The sequence below is a fragment of the Novosphingobium arvoryzae genome (assembly GCF_014652615.1).
Classification (GTDB): domain Bacteria; phylum Pseudomonadota; class Alphaproteobacteria; order Sphingomonadales; family Sphingomonadaceae; genus Novosphingobium; species Novosphingobium arvoryzae.
Map to the genome: position 1 here is coordinate 302,267 of NZ_BMZD01000003.1, position 17,158 is coordinate 319,424.

General features: G+C 65.7%; 16 protein-coding genes. 9 read left to right on the forward strand and 7 right to left on the reverse strand.

All coding sequences use genetic code 11. From position 1 onward, the window contains the following. Nucleotides 1-266: 266 nt before the first annotated feature. Nucleotides 267-3,017: a DNA gyrase subunit A gene (gene gyrA, locus IE113_RS07985; protein ID WP_189540226.1), complete on the forward strand. Its 2,751-nt coding sequence runs from the start codon at nt 267-269 to the stop codon at nt 3,015-3,017. Beyond that, complete coding sequence (locus IE113_RS07990; RefSeq protein ID WP_189540228.1) at nt 3,017-3,862, forward strand: TauD/TfdA dioxygenase family protein; 846 nt, start codon at nt 3,017-3,019, stop codon at nt 3,860-3,862. Before gyrA ends, IE113_RS07990 begins: the two co-directional genes overlap by 1 nt. Here IE113_RS07990 and IE113_RS07995 read toward each other — a convergent pair. Next, nucleotides 3,837-4,499, reverse strand: a complete 663-nt coding sequence (locus tag IE113_RS07995) for a lysoplasmalogenase family protein (RefSeq protein WP_189540231.1) — start codon at nt 4,497-4,499, stop codon at nt 3,837-3,839. The two genes, IE113_RS07990 and IE113_RS07995, sit on opposite strands and share 26 nt — an antisense overlap. A 76-nt stretch (nt 4,500-4,575) precedes the next feature. Here IE113_RS07995 and trmFO point away from each other — a divergent pair, with 76 nt between their 5' ends. Continuing rightward, nucleotides 4,576-5,919, forward strand: coding sequence for a methylenetetrahydrofolate--tRNA-(uracil(54)-C(5))-methyltransferase (FADH(2)-oxidizing) TrmFO (gene trmFO, locus IE113_RS08000; protein WP_189540233.1), 1,344 nt, complete (start codon nt 4,576-4,578; stop codon nt 5,917-5,919). Between the two features lie 43 nt (nt 5,920-5,962). Here trmFO and IE113_RS08005 read toward each other — a convergent pair whose 3' ends face one another. Together IE113_RS08005 and IE113_RS08010 are read right to left on the reverse strand one after the other, a co-directional pair. After that, a complete protein-coding gene (locus tag IE113_RS08005; RefSeq protein ID WP_189540235.1) occupies nt 5,963-6,430 on the reverse strand; it encodes an EF-hand domain-containing protein in 468 nt (155 codons plus the stop codon). A 17-nt stretch (nt 6,431-6,447) separates the two neighbouring features. Beyond that, nucleotides 6,448-7,104 (reverse strand): hypothetical protein, encoded by a 657-nt coding sequence (locus IE113_RS08010; RefSeq protein WP_189540237.1) that lies wholly within the window; start codon nt 7,102-7,104, stop codon nt 6,448-6,450. 183 nt (nt 7,105-7,287) lie between these two features. Between IE113_RS08010 and IE113_RS08015 the strand changes: the two genes are divergently transcribed. The 6 genes from IE113_RS08015 (at nt 7,288) to IE113_RS08040 (ending at nt 12,818) form a co-directional block, all read left to right on the forward strand. Then, nucleotides 7,288-8,550 (forward strand): pilus assembly protein TadG-related protein, encoded by a 1,263-nt coding sequence (locus IE113_RS08015; RefSeq protein ID WP_229822205.1) that lies wholly within the window; start codon nt 7,288-7,290, stop codon nt 8,548-8,550. Next, nucleotides 8,550-9,023: a TadE/TadG family type IV pilus assembly protein gene (locus tag IE113_RS08020; protein WP_189540239.1), complete on the forward strand. Its 474-nt coding sequence runs from the start codon at nt 8,550-8,552 to the stop codon at nt 9,021-9,023. The genes IE113_RS08015 and IE113_RS08020 overlap by 1 nt, the downstream gene beginning before the upstream one ends. Beyond that, entirely contained in the window at nt 9,023-9,457 is a 435-nt protein-coding gene (locus IE113_RS08025) for a TadE/TadG family type IV pilus assembly protein (protein WP_189540241.1), read from the forward strand. The genes IE113_RS08020 and IE113_RS08025 overlap by 1 nt, the downstream gene beginning before the upstream one ends. A 117-nt stretch (nt 9,458-9,574) precedes the next feature. Continuing rightward, entirely contained in the window at nt 9,575-11,515 is a 1,941-nt protein-coding gene (locus tag IE113_RS08030; protein ID WP_189540243.1) for a Tad domain-containing protein, read from the forward strand. After that, nucleotides 11,512-12,129, forward strand: coding sequence for a TadE/TadG family type IV pilus assembly protein (locus IE113_RS08035; protein ID WP_189540246.1), 618 nt, complete (start codon nt 11,512-11,514; stop codon nt 12,127-12,129). Before IE113_RS08030 ends, IE113_RS08035 begins: the two co-directional genes overlap by 4 nt. Further along, entirely contained in the window at nt 12,126-12,818 is a 693-nt protein-coding gene (locus tag IE113_RS08040) for a TadE/TadG family type IV pilus assembly protein (protein WP_189540248.1), read from the forward strand. The genes IE113_RS08035 and IE113_RS08040 overlap by 4 nt, the downstream gene beginning before the upstream one ends. Before the next feature lie 48 nt (nt 12,819-12,866). On the opposite strand, the gene IE113_RS08045 is transcribed toward IE113_RS08040, so the two are convergent. The 4 genes from IE113_RS08045 to IE113_RS08060 form a co-directional block, all read right to left on the reverse strand. After that, nucleotides 12,867-14,210 (reverse strand): pyruvate dehydrogenase complex E1 component subunit beta, encoded by a 1,344-nt coding sequence (locus tag IE113_RS08045; RefSeq protein WP_189540250.1) that lies wholly within the window; start codon nt 14,208-14,210, stop codon nt 12,867-12,869. Beyond that, nucleotides 14,210-15,301 carry a pyruvate dehydrogenase (acetyl-transferring) E1 component subunit alpha gene (gene pdhA / locus IE113_RS08050; RefSeq protein ID WP_229822207.1) on the reverse strand — a complete coding sequence of 364 codons (1,092 nt, stop codon included), beginning with the start codon at nt 15,299-15,301 and terminating at the stop codon, nt 14,210-14,212. The genes IE113_RS08045 and pdhA overlap by 1 nt, the downstream gene beginning before the upstream one ends. A gap of 113 nt (nt 15,302-15,414) precedes the next feature. Next, nucleotides 15,415-15,726, reverse strand: a complete 312-nt coding sequence (locus IE113_RS08055) for an FtsB family cell division protein (RefSeq protein WP_189540252.1) — start codon at nt 15,724-15,726, stop codon at nt 15,415-15,417. A gap of 74 nt (nt 15,727-15,800) precedes the next feature. Beyond that, nucleotides 15,801-17,066, reverse strand: coding sequence for a CaiB/BaiF CoA transferase family protein (locus tag IE113_RS08060; RefSeq protein WP_189540254.1), 1,266 nt, complete (start codon nt 17,064-17,066; stop codon nt 15,801-15,803). Nucleotides 17,067-17,158 lie beyond the last annotated feature (92 nt).

Sequence of the window (17,158 nt, forward strand, 5' to 3'; positions counted from 1 at the left end):
GGCCTTGTGGACCCTTTTCCGCAAGCAGCCGGGGCAAAACTTCCGGCAGTGCTAGTGGCGGGAAACGGGCCCTTTGGCAACTGTCCGCCGCACTAGTTTCCCGCCACTGAACGGCGATTGAATGCGCTTCGTCCCATTCGTTCAGAAATCGGGCCGCAAGTGTGGAAAAAAGGGCCGTGCGGCGGGGTTGTGGTGGCTATCCCCGCCGCTTTGGCCTAGGGCGGAACGATACCCGACATTCCCGCCAACAACAGCGATAAACCCGCGTGAGCGACGACACCCAAATCCCCGAATCCACTGGTCCCCTGGGCGAATTCCAGCGCGTCGACATCGTCGACGAGATGAAGACCAGCTATCTCGATTACGCGATGAGCGTGATCGTCAGCCGCGCGCTGCCCGATGTGCGCGACGGGTTGAAGCCGGTGCATCGCCGCATCCTGTTCGCCAGCCAGGAAGGCGGCATGGTCGCCGGGCGGCCCTATCGCAAGTCGGCCAAGATCGTCGGCGACGTGATGGGCAACTATCACCCGCACGGCGACAGCGCGATCTATGACGCGCTGGCGCGCATGACGCAGGACTGGTCGATGCGCCTGCCGCTGATCGACGGCCAGGGCAACTTCGGCTCGATGGACCCCGATCCGCCGGCCTCGATGCGCTATACCGAAGCGCGGCTGGCGCGCGTCGCCAACTCGCTGCTCGACGATCTCGACAAGGACACGGTCGACTTTACCGACAACTACGACGGTTCCCGCAAGGAGCCGACGGTGCTGCCGGCGCGCTTCCCCAACTTGCTGGTCAACGGCGCGGGCGGGATCGCGGTCGGCATGGCCACCAACATTCCGCCACACAACCTGGGCGAAGTGATCGACGGCTGCCTGGCCTACATGGAAAACCCGGCCATCACCTCGGAAGAGCTGATCCAGTTCATTCCGGGGCCGGATTTCCCCACTGCCCCGCTGATCCTGGGCACGGCGGGCGCGCGCTCGGCCTATCTCACCGGGCGCGGTTCGATCATCATGCGCTGCAAGCACGAGATCGAGGAAGGCCGGGGCGACCGCCGCTCGATCGTGCTGACCAGCATCCCCTACCAGGTCGGCAAATCGAACCTGGTCGAGAAGATCGCCGAAGCCGCCAAGGACAAGCGGATCGAAGGGATTTCCGACATCCGCGACGAATCCAGCCGGCTGGGCGTGCGCGTGGTGCTGGACCTCAAGCGCGATGCGACGCCCGAAGTCGTGCTCAACCAGCTGTGGCGCAACACGCCCGCGCAATCGAACTTCCCCGCCAACATGCTGGCGATCCGGGGCGGCCGTCCCGAGACGCTGGCGCTGCGCGACATCATCGCGGCGTTCATCACTTTCCGCGAGGAAGTGATTACCCGCCGCACCAAGTTCGAGCTGAACAAGGCGCGCGACCGGGCGCATATCTTGCTGGGTCTGGTCATCGCGGTGACCAACCTCGATGAAGTGGTGCGGATCATCCGTGCCGCGCCCAATCCGGCCTCGGCCCGCGCCGCGCTGCTGGCGCGCGAATGGCCGATCGGCGAAATCGCGCAGTACATCAAGCTGGTCGAAGCGATCGAGCCGAGCGCGGATCAGGAAGGCGGCACCTATCGCCTGTCCGAAGCGCAGGTAAAGGCGATCCTCGACCTGCGCCTGCACCGCCTGACCGCGCTGGGCCGCGACGAGATCGGGGACGAGCTGAAGATTCTCGCCGCCGCCATCGCCGAATACCTTGCGATCCTGGCCGACCGGGTGAAGCTCTATGCCGTGATGCGCGAGGAACTGGTCGCCATCCGCGAGGCCTATGCCACGCCGCGCGTCTCGCAGATCACCGCCGCCGCCGACGGGATCGACGATGAAGACCTGATCGAACGCGACGAGATGGTCGTCACCGTGACGATGGACGGCTATATCAAGCGCACCCCGCTTTCCACCTTCCGCGCCCAGAACCGGGGCGGCAAGGGCCGCGCGGGCATGGCGACCAAGGACGAGGACGTGGTGACGACGATGTTCGTCACCTCCACCCACAACCCGGTGCTGTTCTTCTCCACCGCGGGCAAGGTCTATCGCCTGAAGGTGTGGAAGCTGCCCGAAGGCGGCCCGGCCACGCGCGGGCGTCCGATCGTCAACCTGCTGCCCGCACTGGACAAGGACGAGACGATCCAGACCGTCCTGCCCCTTCCCGAGGACGAAGCCGAATGGGGCAAGCTGTCGGTCGTGTTCGCCACGGCCAAGGGCAACGTCCGCCGCAACAACATGGATGCCTTCGCCAACATCCCCAGCAACGGCAAGTTCGCGATGCGGTTTGACGAGGACAGCGACGATCGCCTGATCGGCGTCGCCCTGCTCGAAGCCAGCGACGACGTCCTGCTCGCCACCCGCGCGGGCAAGGCGATCCGCTTTGCCGCCGACGAAGTGCGCGAATTCACCAGCCGCACCTCCACCGGCGTGCGCGGCATGACGCTGAAGGGCGATGACGAGGTGATCAGCCTGTCGATCCTCCACCGCGTTGGCACGACCAGCGAGGAGCGCGAGGAATACGTCAAGTTCGCGCCGTGGAAGCCGGACCGCGAGGGCGAGCATTCGCTCTCCGCCGAACGCTTCATCGAGCTGCAGGAGCGCGAGCAGTTCATTCTGACCGTCTGCGCCAACGGCTATGGCAAGCTGTCCTCGGCCTATGAATATCGCCGCACCGGTCGCGGCGGACAGGGCATCACCAACATCGACAACATCGCCCGCAACGGCCCGGTGGTGGCGAGCTTCCCGGCGGTGCAGGCCGACCAGCTGATGCTGGTGACCGATCAGGCCAAGCTGATCCGCCTGCCGCTGGCCTCGCTGCGCGTCATCGGTCGCGGCAGCGCGGGCGTTCGCCTGTTCAACGTCGCGGACGAGGAACACGTGGTCAGCGCCGTGCGCCTCGCCGAGAGCGAAGGCGATGAGGATGCGGGCGATGAGGCCGCTGCCGAAACGCCCGCGGCGGAAGGCCCGACCACGCCGGAAGGTAACGCCGACTGATGGCGCTGCGGGTCGAACCTTCCGGTCAGGCGTGCGGTGCGCGCGTGACCGGGGTCGACCTGTCCCGTCCGCTGGACCCGGCCACCGTCGCGGAACTCCGCGCGGCCTGGCTGGAGCATCACGTGCTGGCCTTTCCCGACCAGCGCATCGGCGATGACGATCTGGAACGCTTCACGCTCGCCTTCGGTGGGTTCGGGGACGATCCGTTCTTTGCCCCGATTCCCGGCCGCCGGCACATCGCGGCGATCCGGCGCGAGGCGGACGAGACGACCCCGCTGTTTGCCGAAAACTGGCATGCGGACTGGAGCTTTCAGGCCCGTCCGCCCGCTGGCACCTGCCTGATGGCAGTCGATATTCCGCCGGTCGGCGGGGATACGCTGTTCGCCAACCAGCACAGGGCGTGGGAAGCGCTCGGCCCGGACCAACAGGCGCGCTACGCCGATCTCGTCGCCATTCATTCAGCTCGCCTGCCTTATGCTCCCGATGGCACGTATGGCGCGCGGGACAAGGGCCGCAGCATGGACATCCGCCCCAGCGAGGCCGCGCTGGCAACGCAGACCCATCCGCTCGTCCCCGCGCACCCGGAGACCGGGCGGCTCGGGTTCTATTCCACGCTAGGCTACATCATCGGGATCGAGGGGCTGGCACAGGATGCCGCCATCGCGCTGCTGATGGAATTGCAGGCCTGGCAGGGCGATGACCGGTTCGTCTATCGTCACCGCTGGGAGCCGGACATGCTGGTGATGTGGGACAACCGTTCGGTCCTGCACCGCGCGACCGGCGGCTACGAAGGCCACCGGCGCGAACTGCACCGCACCACTATTGCGGCGTGGAGCGGCTCCTGAGCTCGCCAATTACCCCGGTGCAGATCAGGAACTGGCCGAAGTAGTAGAGCGGCCAGATCAGCAACCCCGGCAGCGCACTGTCCGCCAGCGGGCCAAGGTCGGCAAAGATCAGCAGGTCCGACACCGCGAACATCACCGCGCCCAGCCCCACCCGGTAGCGCGGGAAGCTGCTGGTCCACGCCGCCGCCGTCATCGCCCCCAGCCCGCTGGCATAGAGCGCGATGCCCGGTGCCGCCGCGCGGTCGGCCGGGAGCAGGAAGCTGATGAGCGGGATCAGGACCAGGAACGCCAGCGCCGCCGCCTTCTGGCTGAAACTGGTGCTGGCGCGGCGGTGCTGCCAATAGAGCCGGATCGCGATGAGGTGCCCGATCAGGAAGGCAATCGCGCCCGCTTCCAGCCTGATCTCGATCAGCACATCGCCCAGCGCGCCCAAGGCCATGACCGCCGCGATGGTCCGCGCCTCCGCCCCGCCGTGCCGCGCCAGCGCATAGACCGCCAGCAGGGCCACCCCCGCCCCCTTCCACGCCATCTGGAACAGCCCCGGCAGGTCCGTATCCTTCACGAACCAGAAGCTTATCCCGGCGGCCAGACTGGCCAGCAGCCACGGGCGCTGCTCGATCAAGGCGCGGTGCGGCATGGTCAATTCCCCCTCAAATCCCCTGCCCCCATGCTTGGCGTTGGAAATTCCGCCGCGCAAGCGTTAGTGGCGGCGCATGGCATATGACATTCACATCATCGGCGGCGGTCTGGCCGGCAGCGAAGCAGCATGGCAGCTGGCGAAACGCGGGCTGAAAGTGCGCCTGTCGGAAATGCGCGGCAGCGGCGACATGAGCCCCGCGCACCAGACGACGGGGCTGGCCGAACTGGTCTGCTCCAACAGCTTCCGCTCCGACGACCACGAAAAGAACGCCGTTGGCCTGCTCCACCACGAAATGCGCCAGCTCGATTCGCTGGTGATGGCGGCGGCGGCCAAGGCCGAAGTGCCCGCCGGATCGGCGCTGGCGGTGGATCGCGACGTGTTCTCCGCCGAAGTCGAGGCCGCCCTCGCCGCGCAACCGACGCTGGAGATCGTGCGCGAGCGGATCGACACCCTGCCCGCCGCAGGCCTCACCATCGTCGCCACCGGGCCGCTGACCGCCGCCGCGCTGGCTGACAGCATCGGACAGGCGACCGGCGCGGACAGCCTGGCGTTCTTCGATGCCATTGCCCCCATCGTCTACCGCGACACCATCAACATGGACGTCTGCTGGATGGCCAGCCGGTGGGACAAGGGCGAAACGAAGGACTACATCAACTGCCCGATGACCAAGGAGCAGTATCTCGCGTTTCACGCCGGCTTGCTTGCGGGGGAAAAGACCGAATTCCGCGAATGGGAAGCCAACACCCCCTATTTTGAAGGCTGCATGCCGATCGAGGTGATGGCCGAACGCGGCGTCGATACGCTGCGGTTCGGGCCGATGAAGCCGGTCGGGCTGGACAACCCGCACGAGGCCACGCCCGAATTTCCCAACGGCCGCTGGCCCTATGCCGTGGTCCAGTTGCGGCAGGACAACAAGCTTGGGACGATCTGGAACATGGTCGGTTTCCAGACCAAGCTGAAGCACGCCGAACAGGTCCGCCTGTTCCGCACCATTCCGGGGCTGGAAAACGCCGAGTTCGCGCGGCTGGGGGGCCTGCACCGCAACACGTTCCTGAACTCGCCCGAACTGCTCGACCGCCAGCTGCGCCTGAAAACGGCGCCACACATCCGCTTTGCCGGGCAGGTGACGGGCTGCGAAGGCTATGTTGAAAGCGCCGCCGTCGGGCTGATGGCGGGCCTGATGACCGCGGCCGAGGCGACCGGCCGTGACTGGACCGCTCCGCCGCGCACCACCGCGCTGGGCGCGCTGCTTTCCCACATCACCGGCGATGCCGAGGCGGAGAGCTATCAGCCGATGAACATCAACTTCGGCCTGTTCCCCCCGCCCCCGGCCGAAGTGAAGAAGAAGCAGCGCAAGGAAGCCTATACCGCGCGGGCCAAGCAGGACATGGCGGAGTGGCTGAAAGCGGCGGTGTGAGCTTGCCCACTGACGCCTCCTGCACACCCGTCACCCCGGATCCCTAACACCGACAGGCCGGTTTCTTCGGCTCCTTGGGCCGGGTCTTGACGAATTCCTGCCGGGTCAGCTGGGCATCCCCGTTGGCATCCGCGCCCTTGAACCGGTTCGAGGTGGCGACGGCCCATTCCTCGAAACTGAGCAGGTTGTTGCCATCCGCATCGAGTTTGCGGAACGCCGCGACGCGCGGCATCAGCGCCTCGTTGCGGCTGATCAGGTTGTCGCGGTTGCGGTCGAGCCGGTTGAAACGTTTTTCCTCGCGCGTATCCTCGTCCACTTCGGGCAGGGCCGGGCCGATCAGGCCCTCGCCGTCCTCGTCCGGAATATCATCGAACGCCGGGCGCGGGTCCACTTCGGCCACGGTGGGCGGCGGCGGAGCGGCCGCTTCGGTCGCGGCCTGACCTTGCCACCAGAACAGTCCGGCAGCGACCATCAGCAGCGCGGAGACCGCCCCCAGGATCACGCGGTTCATCCAGCCTCACCCCTCTCCTACAATCCCAGCAGCCCGATCCGCGTTGCCGCCAGCAGCGCGCCTGGACCGTCCAGCAACGGCCCCTGCCCGCGCCTGCGCCGGGCCAGTCCATGCAAAACCTGCAATGGGCGCAGCCGCCGGGGCAAGGCCATGCGGCCCCAGTCATGCGCTGCAGCCAGATCGAGTGCGGCGGCGCGCTCCTGCGCCTGCCCCAGCTTGACCGCGAGGTCCGCTGCCGCCCAGCCGCGCCCAGCCCGCTGCGCCGCCGCTGCCGCTTCCGGCAGACCCAGCGCGCGGGCCAGCGCCCCGAACGCCGCGCCGCGCCCGGCGGCGAATTCCTCCAGCGCCGAAGGGGGCAGCGGCGAATCGCCCAGCAATTGCTCCCACCCGTCAACCAGCCGGCCCAGCGCCGCGCCCTCATCCGCCAGCGGAGCCAGCATCGCCAGCAGCGGTTCCCCCGCCGGTCGATCCCCGGCCGGTTTAGCCAGCTGTTCGCGCCACCATGCCAGCTTGATCTGGGCCAGCACCGGCTCCCGCCCGCCGCGCACGGTTGCCGCCAGCCGGGTGTCGAGCAGAAAAATGCCCAGCATTAAGGGTTTGTCCGCAGGCCGGGCATAGGCCAGCGCCAACCGCTGTTCGACCGGGATCGCATCAAGAAGGGCTGAATCGGGCATGTTTGCGGGGCTGACGCTACACCCCGGACCGCCCAATGCAAAGCGCTGGAACGCTTGGAAAACCGCTGCGCGCTAACGCGGTGTTTACCTTGTTGCTTGAAGGAGCGGATACCACGCCGGCGTATGACCTGCGCGTTGATGAACTTTTTCGGGGGCACCATGCTCGGCTCGATTCGACGTCAGATGCACCGCCTGCGCGGCGACAGGAGCGGCAACGCAACCTTGTTGCTGGCCGCTGGCCTGCCCGCGCTGATCGGCACCGCCGGGGCCGCGATCGATTTTTCGCAGTGGTATGCCTGGAAACAGGAACTGCAGATGGCGACCGACCAGGCCGCCCTCGCCGCCGCGTGGTCGCTGAGCGAGGACGCGCCGGCATCGACCTATGAACTGCGCGGCGAACAGAACTTTCGCGCCAACCTGGCGCTGACCCGCGATTTCGCGACCGATCCGGAATTCGAATTGGCCGACTATGGCAACGGCAACGGCAACAGCATCGCCGTTACCGCCAGCGCGACGCGTTCGCTGCCGTTCTCCAGCTTCCTGATGAACCGGGCCGTGACGGTCAGCGCCTATTCGCAGGCCAGCTTCACCGCCGGGCAGAACTTCAACGCCTGCCTGATCGCGGTGGGTGACGATGGCACGACCTTCAGCGTCGGCGGCAACGCCAACGTGGTGGCGCAGTGCGGCCTCGCGGCGCTCTCCTGCTCGGACGATGCGATCGTGATCGACGGCTCGGCCAGCGTCACGACCGACAGCATCGCGACATGCGGCACGGCAACCGTGCCCGCCGCCAACGAATCCGTCCTGACCGAAAAAGTCCAGGGGCTGGAGGACACGTTCGCGGACCTGACCCCGCCGACCAACACCACGGCGCGCTCCTACAAGTGCAACGGCAACGGCAACAAGGCGCTGGCGACCCCGCTGCCGGGGACCTATTCCGACTTTACGGTCAAGTGCAAAACCACGATGGCCAAGGGCATCTACGTCATCAACGGCGGCACGCTGGACCTGACCGGCAACTATGCCGTCACCGGGACCAATGTGATGTTCGTGCTGAAGAACGGCGCCACGCTGAAACTTGGCGGCAGCGGCGCGGGCAACGTGCTGACGCTGACCCCGATGCAGGCGTCGGACTTCACCGCGCTGGGCTATTCCGCAACCCTCGCCAACCGCTATGCCAACATGCTGATCTTCGAGGATCGCGCCAGCAACCCGACCCAGAACCACATCATCAACGGCAACTCCAATTCGCTGTTCGAGGGCACCATTTACCTGCCCAAGGGCACAGCGCGGATCAACGGTACGGCCAGCATCGACAGCTCGTGCCTGCAGATCTCGGCCTGGAAGATCAACGTGCTGGGCAACGCCGCGCTGGATACCCGCTGCCCCACGGCCCAGACCAACAGCGCCGGTTCTTCCGCCGCGTCAGTCAAGCTGGTGGTGTGATGACGATCCGGCGCAAACTCCATCGCGCGCTGGTGCGGCTGGCCGGGGATGAACGCGGCGCGGCCGTGGTCGAAACCGCGATCATTGCCCCGGTGCTCGCACTGCTCGCGCTGGGCAGCTACGACATGAGCCGGATGATCGCGCGCCAGCACGATCTGCAGGGCGGCGCCTCCGATGTCGAAGGGATCATTCTCGCGGTCGCGACCGGCCCCGGCACCAATGTGAATAAGATCGAGGCCGTGCTGGAAAGTTCGCTGGACCTGTCGAACAGCGGATCGGTCACCGTGGTCAAGCGGTTCCGTTGCGGGGTGTCAGACACCTTGGTCGCTGCCGCCAACGAATGCACCAGCGACGATACCGTGGCGACTTACGTGCAGGTCACGCTGACCGAAACCTATACCCCGACCTGGACGAAGTTCGGGATCGGCAGCGACCTCGACTACAACTTCACGCGGACGATCCAGATCTCATGATGCCCGCCCCTGCCCTGCTGCGCCGCTTGCGCACGGACCGGACCGGCGGCGTGCTGGTGGAATTCGCGCTCCTCTCGCCTGTGATCTTCGCGCTGCTGTTCGGGGTGATGCAGATGGGCCTGCAGATGTTCAGCTATAACGCCTTGCGCGCGGTAGCGACCGACACGGCCCGTTACACGTTCGTCGAATACCAGAAGAGCAACCGGGTCTCCACGGAGCAGATCGAGGACCAGGCGCGGGCCATCGCGGTGGCGCCGCCTTACGGCCTGCAGTTCAACAACCTGACGGCGAACGTCACCACCCCGGCATCGACCATCGCCGGCACTACGCTGATGCGGCTTGAACTGACCTATGTGCCAATGAACTTCCTCGACTTCATCGGCGTCGGTTCACCCTCGATTACGGTCACGCGCGAAATCTACGTCGCGAGTTAAGCGGATTTCCGCGTAAATTCGGGCCGTTATCGATTTTGTTAACCATACCCGTTCGCCATATCGTCAGACCCCGCCCCTAGGAAATACACTGATACTTCCGCAAGATGGGCGTAACTGATGGATCGCAGCCGTCATACCCACTCCCCACCAGTCCAGCACGGCGTGCTGCGCCGGTTGGCCCGTGATACCAGCGGCAACACGCTGGCGCTGATCGCCGCCGGGGTCGTACCCCTGCTCGCCCTCGTTGGCGGCGGCGTGGATATGGGGCGGTCCTATCTGGCGCAGTCGCGGCTGCAGCAGGCCTGTGATGCCGGGGTGCTGGCCGCACGCAAGAAGCTCGGCTCAGACATCGTGGTCGGCGGTGAAATGCCCACTGCGGTGGCGGAAACGGGCCAGCGGTTCTTCAACGTCAACTTTGGCGATGGTTCCTATGGCACGCGCAACCGGGCGTTCGCGCTGACCCTGGAGCCGGACAATTCGATCAGCGGCACGGCCCGTGTCGATGTGCCGACCACGATCATGAACCTGTTCGGCTATGCCAACGTGATGCTGGCGGTCGAATGCCAGGCCAAGCTGAACTTTTCCAACACCGACATCATGTTCGTGCTGGATACGACCGGATCGATGCTGGAAGTGAACCCCGGCGACAGCCAGCCGCGGATCGACGTGCTGCGCGACACGGTGAAATCGTTCCACGCGCAGATGGAATCGAGCAAGGCGACCGGCACCCGCATCCGCTATGGCTTCCTGCCCTATGCCAGCAACGTGAACGTCGGCGGATTGCTGAAATCGGACTGGGTGGTGGACAGCTGGACTTATCAATCCCGCCGTCCCAAACCGCTGCCGGACGCCACCTATTCGTTCTACTACGTCAACTATGAGCGGCAGAGCGGCGACACCTCGTCCATTCCGACCTACACCTCATCCACTTGTCCGGCCAGCACCTATTCCGTCAGCTACAGTGACACGACCACGGTCAGCACATCGCCGCACACCTATTACTATTACACGACGGAAACCGGGACGAATTACTGGTGCAACAACAGCGATGGCAATTTCATCGTCAACGGCATCACCTACAACAACCTTGTCCAGAAGGTGACCTGGACTTACGCCTACGACAAGACGGTCAAGGAATACACCTACGAATACCGGCCGATCACGCATGACGTTTCGGGCGTAAAGGGCGCCACCGGCGACGAGCTGGTCCATGCCGCCCCGCTTGAGGCCGGCACCGAAAAGCCCAACTGGGACGGCGTGCCCACCTCCTACCAGGTCTGGCCGAACGGCTGCATCGAGGAACGCGACACCTACGAAATCGACGACTACGACAACATCGACCTGACGCGCGCGCTCGATCTGGATATCGATCTGGTGCCCGTGCCCGGACAGCCCGCCACCCAGTGGCGGCCGCAATATCCCGATCTTGTCTGGGCCCGCGCGATCTGGTGGGACGGAACCGGAGCGTTCAGCCCGGACCCGGTGGAGCAGTATTCCAATTACCTCAACCCGTCCTGGGCCGGCCATGCCGCCTGCCCGACACCGGCGCGCAAGCTGGCCGAACTCGATGCCGCGACGGTTGCATCCTATGTCGACAACCTCGGCGTCGGCGGTTCCACCTATCACGACATCGGGATGATCTGGGGCGGGCGGCTGCTGTCGGGCAGCGGCATCTTCGCGGGAGACAACGTGGACGAGCCGGGCAAGCCGACCGCGCGCCACATGATCTTCCTGACCGACGGAGAGACCCAGGCGCTGGACGTGACGTATGGGGCCTATGGCGTCGAACCGCTCGACCGGCGTCGCTGGGATCCCGCCGCGCCCAAGCTGGGGCTGAGCCTGACCGGCGTGGTCGAACGCCGCTTTGCCGCCGCGTGCAAGGAAGTGAAGAAGAAGAACATTACCGTCTGGGTGATCGGCTTTGGCACCTCGCTCAACCCGATCATGACCGAATGCGCCGGCCCCGGCCGCTCGTTCGAAGCGGCAAATGCGGCGGAGCTTAGCGAAGTCTTCAGCAAAATCGCCGAATCTCTGGGCGATTTGAGGATTTCGAAGTGATTCGTCACCGCATGACCACGGCGCTGAAGCGCCTCGGACAGGACCAGACCGGCGCGACCATCGTGGAATTCGCGCTGATCACGCCTGCGCTGATGGTCGTGCTGATGGGTTTGTTCGATCTGGCCTACAACATGTACACCAACGAGATGCTGAACGGTGCGGTCCAGCAAGCCGCGCGGATGAGCACGGTCGAGGGCGCGGCCGGGCGGCAAGAGCAGATCGACAGCGGGGTTGTTGCCGCAGTCCGGGCCGTGGCGCCGGGGGCGAACATGACCTTCTCCCGCAAGGCCTATGCCGGGTTCTCCGACGTCAACCGCCCCGAAGACTGGGACGATGCCGACAACGATGGCACCTGCAACAACGGTGAAGCCTTCGAGGACGCGAACGACAACGGCACCTGGGATGCCAGTGCCGGCACCAATGGCCTGGGCGGTGCGCGCGACGCGGTGCTCTACAGCGTGTCCATCGATTACCCGCGCCTGTTCCCGATTTTCGCCTTCCTGCCGGGGCAGACCGAAACCTATTCGCTGAGCACCAGCACGGTGCTGCGCAACCAGCCCTATGACGCGCAGGCGGTCAATCCCAACCCGCCGACCGGGAACTGTACCGAATGAGCCTGCGCCGCCTTCTGCGCCGTCTGCGCGACACGTCTGGCGTTGCCATGACCGAGTTCGCCCTGGGCGCGCCGTTCCTGCTGATGGCGGGCCTGTGGGGTGCCGAAAGCGCCAACTATGCGCTGGTCAACATGAAGATGTCGCAGCTGGCGATCCAGCTGGCCGACAACGCCTCGCGCGTGGGGGACACGTCCACGCTCCAGAACCGCAAGATCTATGAATCCGACATCAACGACGTGCTGTATGGCGCGCAGTTGCAGGCGGCCAGCATGGACATCTACGGCAATGGCCGCGTGATCATCTCCAGCCTCCAGGTCGACGACGACACCGGCTACCAGTTCATCAAATGGCAGCGCTGCCGGGGCGTGATGGAGGCCGGGTCCAGCTTTGGCGACGAGGGCGACGGGCTGGACGGCTCGATGACCGGGATGGGGCCGGAAGGGAACGAAGTCTTCGCCCAGCCGGGTGACGCAGTGATTTTCGTGGAGCTGATCTACAGTTATCAGCCGCTGATTTCAGGCCGCTTTGTCGGCAACCGGGAAATCCGGGCGATCGGATCTTTCACCGTGCGCGACAAGCGCGACCTGACGCGGATCTACCAGCGCGACCCCGATTCACCTGATCAGGTCCAGACCTGCGACACGTTCCGCGGGCAGGCGGTGCTGTCATCGACCGGGAAGATGAGCTGACACCGCGCGCGGTGCCAGCCCCTCCCCCAGATCTTCAGCCCCTTATTCTCAGCGATAGCAGACCTTGCGCACGGCGGCGGCGATGCGCGAAGCATCGATGATCGCGGCCTTTTCCAGGTTCGCGGCATAGGGCAGCGGCACATCCTCGTCGCACACGCGCAGCACCGGGGCGTCGAGGTGGTCGAACCCATCTTCCATGCAGATCGCCATGATTTCCGAGGAAATCGAGCACTGCGGCCAGCCTTCTTCCGCCACCACCAGCCGGTTGGTCTTGGCCAGCGAGGTCAGCACCGCTTCGCGGTCCAGCGGGCGCAGCGTGCGCAGGTCGAGCACTTCGGCATCGATCCCTTCGGCGGCGAGCGTTTCTGCCGCTTCCAGCGCCAGCCCGACGCCGATGGAGTAGCTGACGATGGTCACGTCGCTGCCTTCGCGCATGATCCGCGCCTTGCCGATCGGCAGGACGTGGTCATCCAGTTCCGGCAGCTCGAAGCTGCGGCCGTAGACCAGCTCGTTTTCGAGGAACACGACCGGGTCCTCGCAGCGGATCGCCGCCTTGAGCAGGCCCTTGGCGTCCGACGCGTCATAAGGCGCGATCACCACCAGGCCGGGGACGTTGGCATACCACGGGCCATAGTTCTGGCTGTGCTGCGCGCCGACGCGGCTGGCCGCGCCATTGGGGCCGCGGAACACCACCGGACAGCGCATCTGGCCGCCCGACATGTAGTTGGTCTTGGCCGCCGAATTGATGATGTGGTCAATCGCCTGCATGGCGAAGTTGAAGGTCATGAATTCCACGACCGGACGCAGCCCGCCCATCGCCGCGCCGGTGCCGATGCCGGCAAAGCCGTATTCGGTGATCGGCGTGTCGATCACGCGCTTCGGCCCGAATTCCTCCAGCAGCCCCTGCGTGACCTTGTAGGCCCCCTGGTACTCGGCCACTTCCTCGCCCATCACGAAGACGCGCGGATCGCGGCGCATTTCCTCGGCCATCGCGTCGCGCAGGGCTTCACGGACGGTCGAGGTCTTCATGTTGGTGCCGGCCGGAATGGCGGGATCGTCCTTGCGCCGCGCGGGGGCCGGACGTTCGGCCGCAACCGGCGCGGGGGCGGCGGCGACAGGAGCGGCGGCGGGCGCCGCCTGAGCCGGGGCGCCATCCGCCCCGATCACCGCGATGACCGTGCCGACCTTCACCCCTTCGGTGCCTTCCGGCACCAGGATTTCGCCGATCACGCCTTCATCGACGGCTTCGAATTCCATCGTCGCCTTGTCGGTCTCGATCTCGGCCAGGATGTCACCCGACTTCACTTCGTCGCCGACCTTGACCAGCCACTTGGCCAGCGTCCCCTCTTCCATGGTGGGGGACAGCGCGGGCATCTTGAGTTCGATGGCCATCAGTAGCTCTCCACCAGAACGTCGGTGTAGAGATCGGACATATCAGGCTCCGGCGAATTTTCTGCAAAGTCGGCGGATTCGGCCACCACGGCGCGGATCCGCTTGTCGATTTCCTTGATCCGCTCCTCGGCCACGCCGCGCGCCAGCAGCTCGGCCTTGGCGCCTTCGATCGGATCGTGATTGTCGCGCATTTCCTGCACTTCCTCGCGGCTGCGATACTTGGCAGGGTCGGACATGGAATGCCCGCGATAGCGATAAGTCTGCAGTTCCATCAGCACCGGCCCATTGCCGCCGCGCACGTATTCCAGCGCGATGTTGGCGGCCTGGCGCACTTCCAGCACGTCCATGCCGTTCACGCTCATGCCCGGAATGCGGAACGCGGTGCCCCGGCGATAGAAGTGCGTTTCGGCGCTGCCGCGCTTGACCGCGGTGCCCATCGCATAGCCGTTGTTTTCGACCACGAACACGATCGGCAGGTTCCACAGCGAGGCCATGTTGAACGCCTCGTAGACCTGGCCCTGGTTGGCCGCGCCATCGCCGAAGTAGGCCATGCAGACGCCGCCATCGTCGTTGTACTTGTGGGCAAAGGCCAGCCCCGCGCCGAGCGGCACCTGCGCGCCGACGATGCCGTGGCCGCCGTAGAACTTGTGCTCGGTGCTGAACATGTGCATCGACCCGCCCTTGCCGCGCGAGATCCCCGCGGCGCGGCCGGTCAGTTCGGCCATGATCACCTTGGGATCGATGCCATAGGCCAGCATGTGGCCGTGATCGCGATAGCCGGTGATCACGCTGTCCTTGCCCGGCGCGAGCGCCGACTGCAGGCCCACGGCCACGGCTTCCTGGCCGATATAAAGGTGGCAGAAGCCCCCGATCAGACCCAGGCCGTAAAGCTGGCCCGCGCGTTCCTCGAACCGGCGAATCAACACCATCTGTTCGTAGAAGTGCAGCAATTCATCATCGCTGGCAGCGTAACGCTTGTTCGCCTCATGCGCGTCCTGCAGGCTGCGCAGGGCGAAGTTTTCTTCGCCAGCGGCGGCCTTCGCGGGTGCGGCCTTGGAGGATTTCGGGCGGCTTGAAACAGGCTTTGCCAAAGTCAGGTCCCCTGGGGAGTGGTCCGGTGGACCGAGCCTATAGGGCCAAGCTGCCGTAAGGGAAACCGTCCCATACGTATTTTGTGATCGATTTGCTGAACAATTGTTGCCGCTCAATCGAGCAGCATCACCACTTCGTCCGGGTGCACGACGTTCAGATTGCTGCGCAGCAATTCACCAGCGATGTCGGGATCGACCTGCTTGGGATCGAGCAGCGCCACGCGGTTGCGCAGTTCCTGACGCTCAACCTGCAGCTGGGCGAGTTCCTTCTGCCGCTCTGCCAGCAGGCGGTTGTTCTCGCTCCACGCGAGCAGGCCGCTGGGACCGGCAATCGCCAGCCCGCCCATCAGCAGCAGGCACGCCAGTGCCAACCCCTGAGTCAGGCTTTTTCCAACCAGTTTCGGATTGCTGTTTCCACCCCGCATGGCTTTAAGAATCACAGTTAACCGCGCCTTTCAAGCGCTAATTGCACAAACGGCCACAAACGGGCCAATCCGGATCATTCCGGGCGCTGGCAAACGGCCCCGGAGGCCTCCAATGCGGCCAGTTCCGCCGCATCCAGCGCCAGCCAGTCACCCAGCACCACGCGGCTGTGCTCTCCCACGCGCGGCGGGATGTGGCGATAGTCTGCCGGAGTCGCGCCCAGCTTGCCGGGGAACGCCACGGTCGGCACCTCCACCCCGTCCTCGCGCACGAAGCGGTGGACCACTTGCCGCGCGGCAATGAACGGGTCGGCGAAGACCTGCGGCACGGTGTTGACCGGCCCGGCGGGCACATTGGCCCGCGCCAGCCGTTCCAGCAGATCGTCGCGGCGCAGCGGGCGCACCATGTCGCGGATGGCCTGTTCCAGCACCTCGCGGTTGCGCACGCGGTCGCGCGCCAGCACGAAGCGCGGATCATCGGCCAGGTCCTGCCGCCCCATCTCGAGGCAGAACGCGCGGAACTGGCTGTCGTTGCCAATCGCGATCAGCGCCGTCCCGTCGGCGCAATCGAACGTGGTATAGGGGACCACGGTGGGGTGGCGGTTGCCCATCCGGCGCGGCTCGCTGCCATCGACGAGGTGAGTCGAACCCTGGTTGGCCAGCATCGCGATCTGCGTGTCGAGCAGCGAGATGTCGATCTGCTGCCCCTCGCCCGTCCGCTCGGCATGGCGCAGCGCCATCAGGATCGAGATGGTGGCCATGTTCCCGGTCGAAAGGTCGGCCATCGCCACCCCGGCCTTCAGCGGCCCGCCGCCTTCCTCGCCGGTGATTGCCATGAACCCGCCCATGCCCTGCGCCAGCACGTCATAGCCGGGGCGGCTGGCATAGGGCCCGGTCTGGCCGAACCCGGTGATCGAGCAATAGACGAGGCGCGGGTTGATCGCGCGCAGCGTTTCGTAGTCCAGCCCGTACTTCTTCAGCCCGCCGACCTTGAAGTTCTCCACCACGATGTCCGCCTGTGCCGCCAGCCGCCGGATCAGCGCCGCCCCGTCCGGATTGGCCAGGTCGATCGCGACCGAACGCTTGTTGCGGTTGCAGCACAGGTAATAGGCGCTTTCCTGCGGATCGTCGGAGCCATCGGGCAGCTTCAGGAACGGCGGCCCCCAGCCGCGCGTATCGTCGCCCTTGCCCGGCAGTTCGACCTTGATGACGTCCGCGCCGAAATCGGCCAGGATCTGCGTCGCCCACGGTCCGGCCAGCACGCGCGAGAGGTCCAGCACTTTCACCCCGTCCAGCGCCCGCCGGGGGCCGGCTGCGTGGTCCGATGCCGCATTGCCTGTCACGCCGTCACTCTCCTGCCGTGGTCATCCCGCGCCTGCCGATAGCCGCGCCGCGCGCGCGGGCAAAGGGAAACCCGACAGATGACGATTGCCTT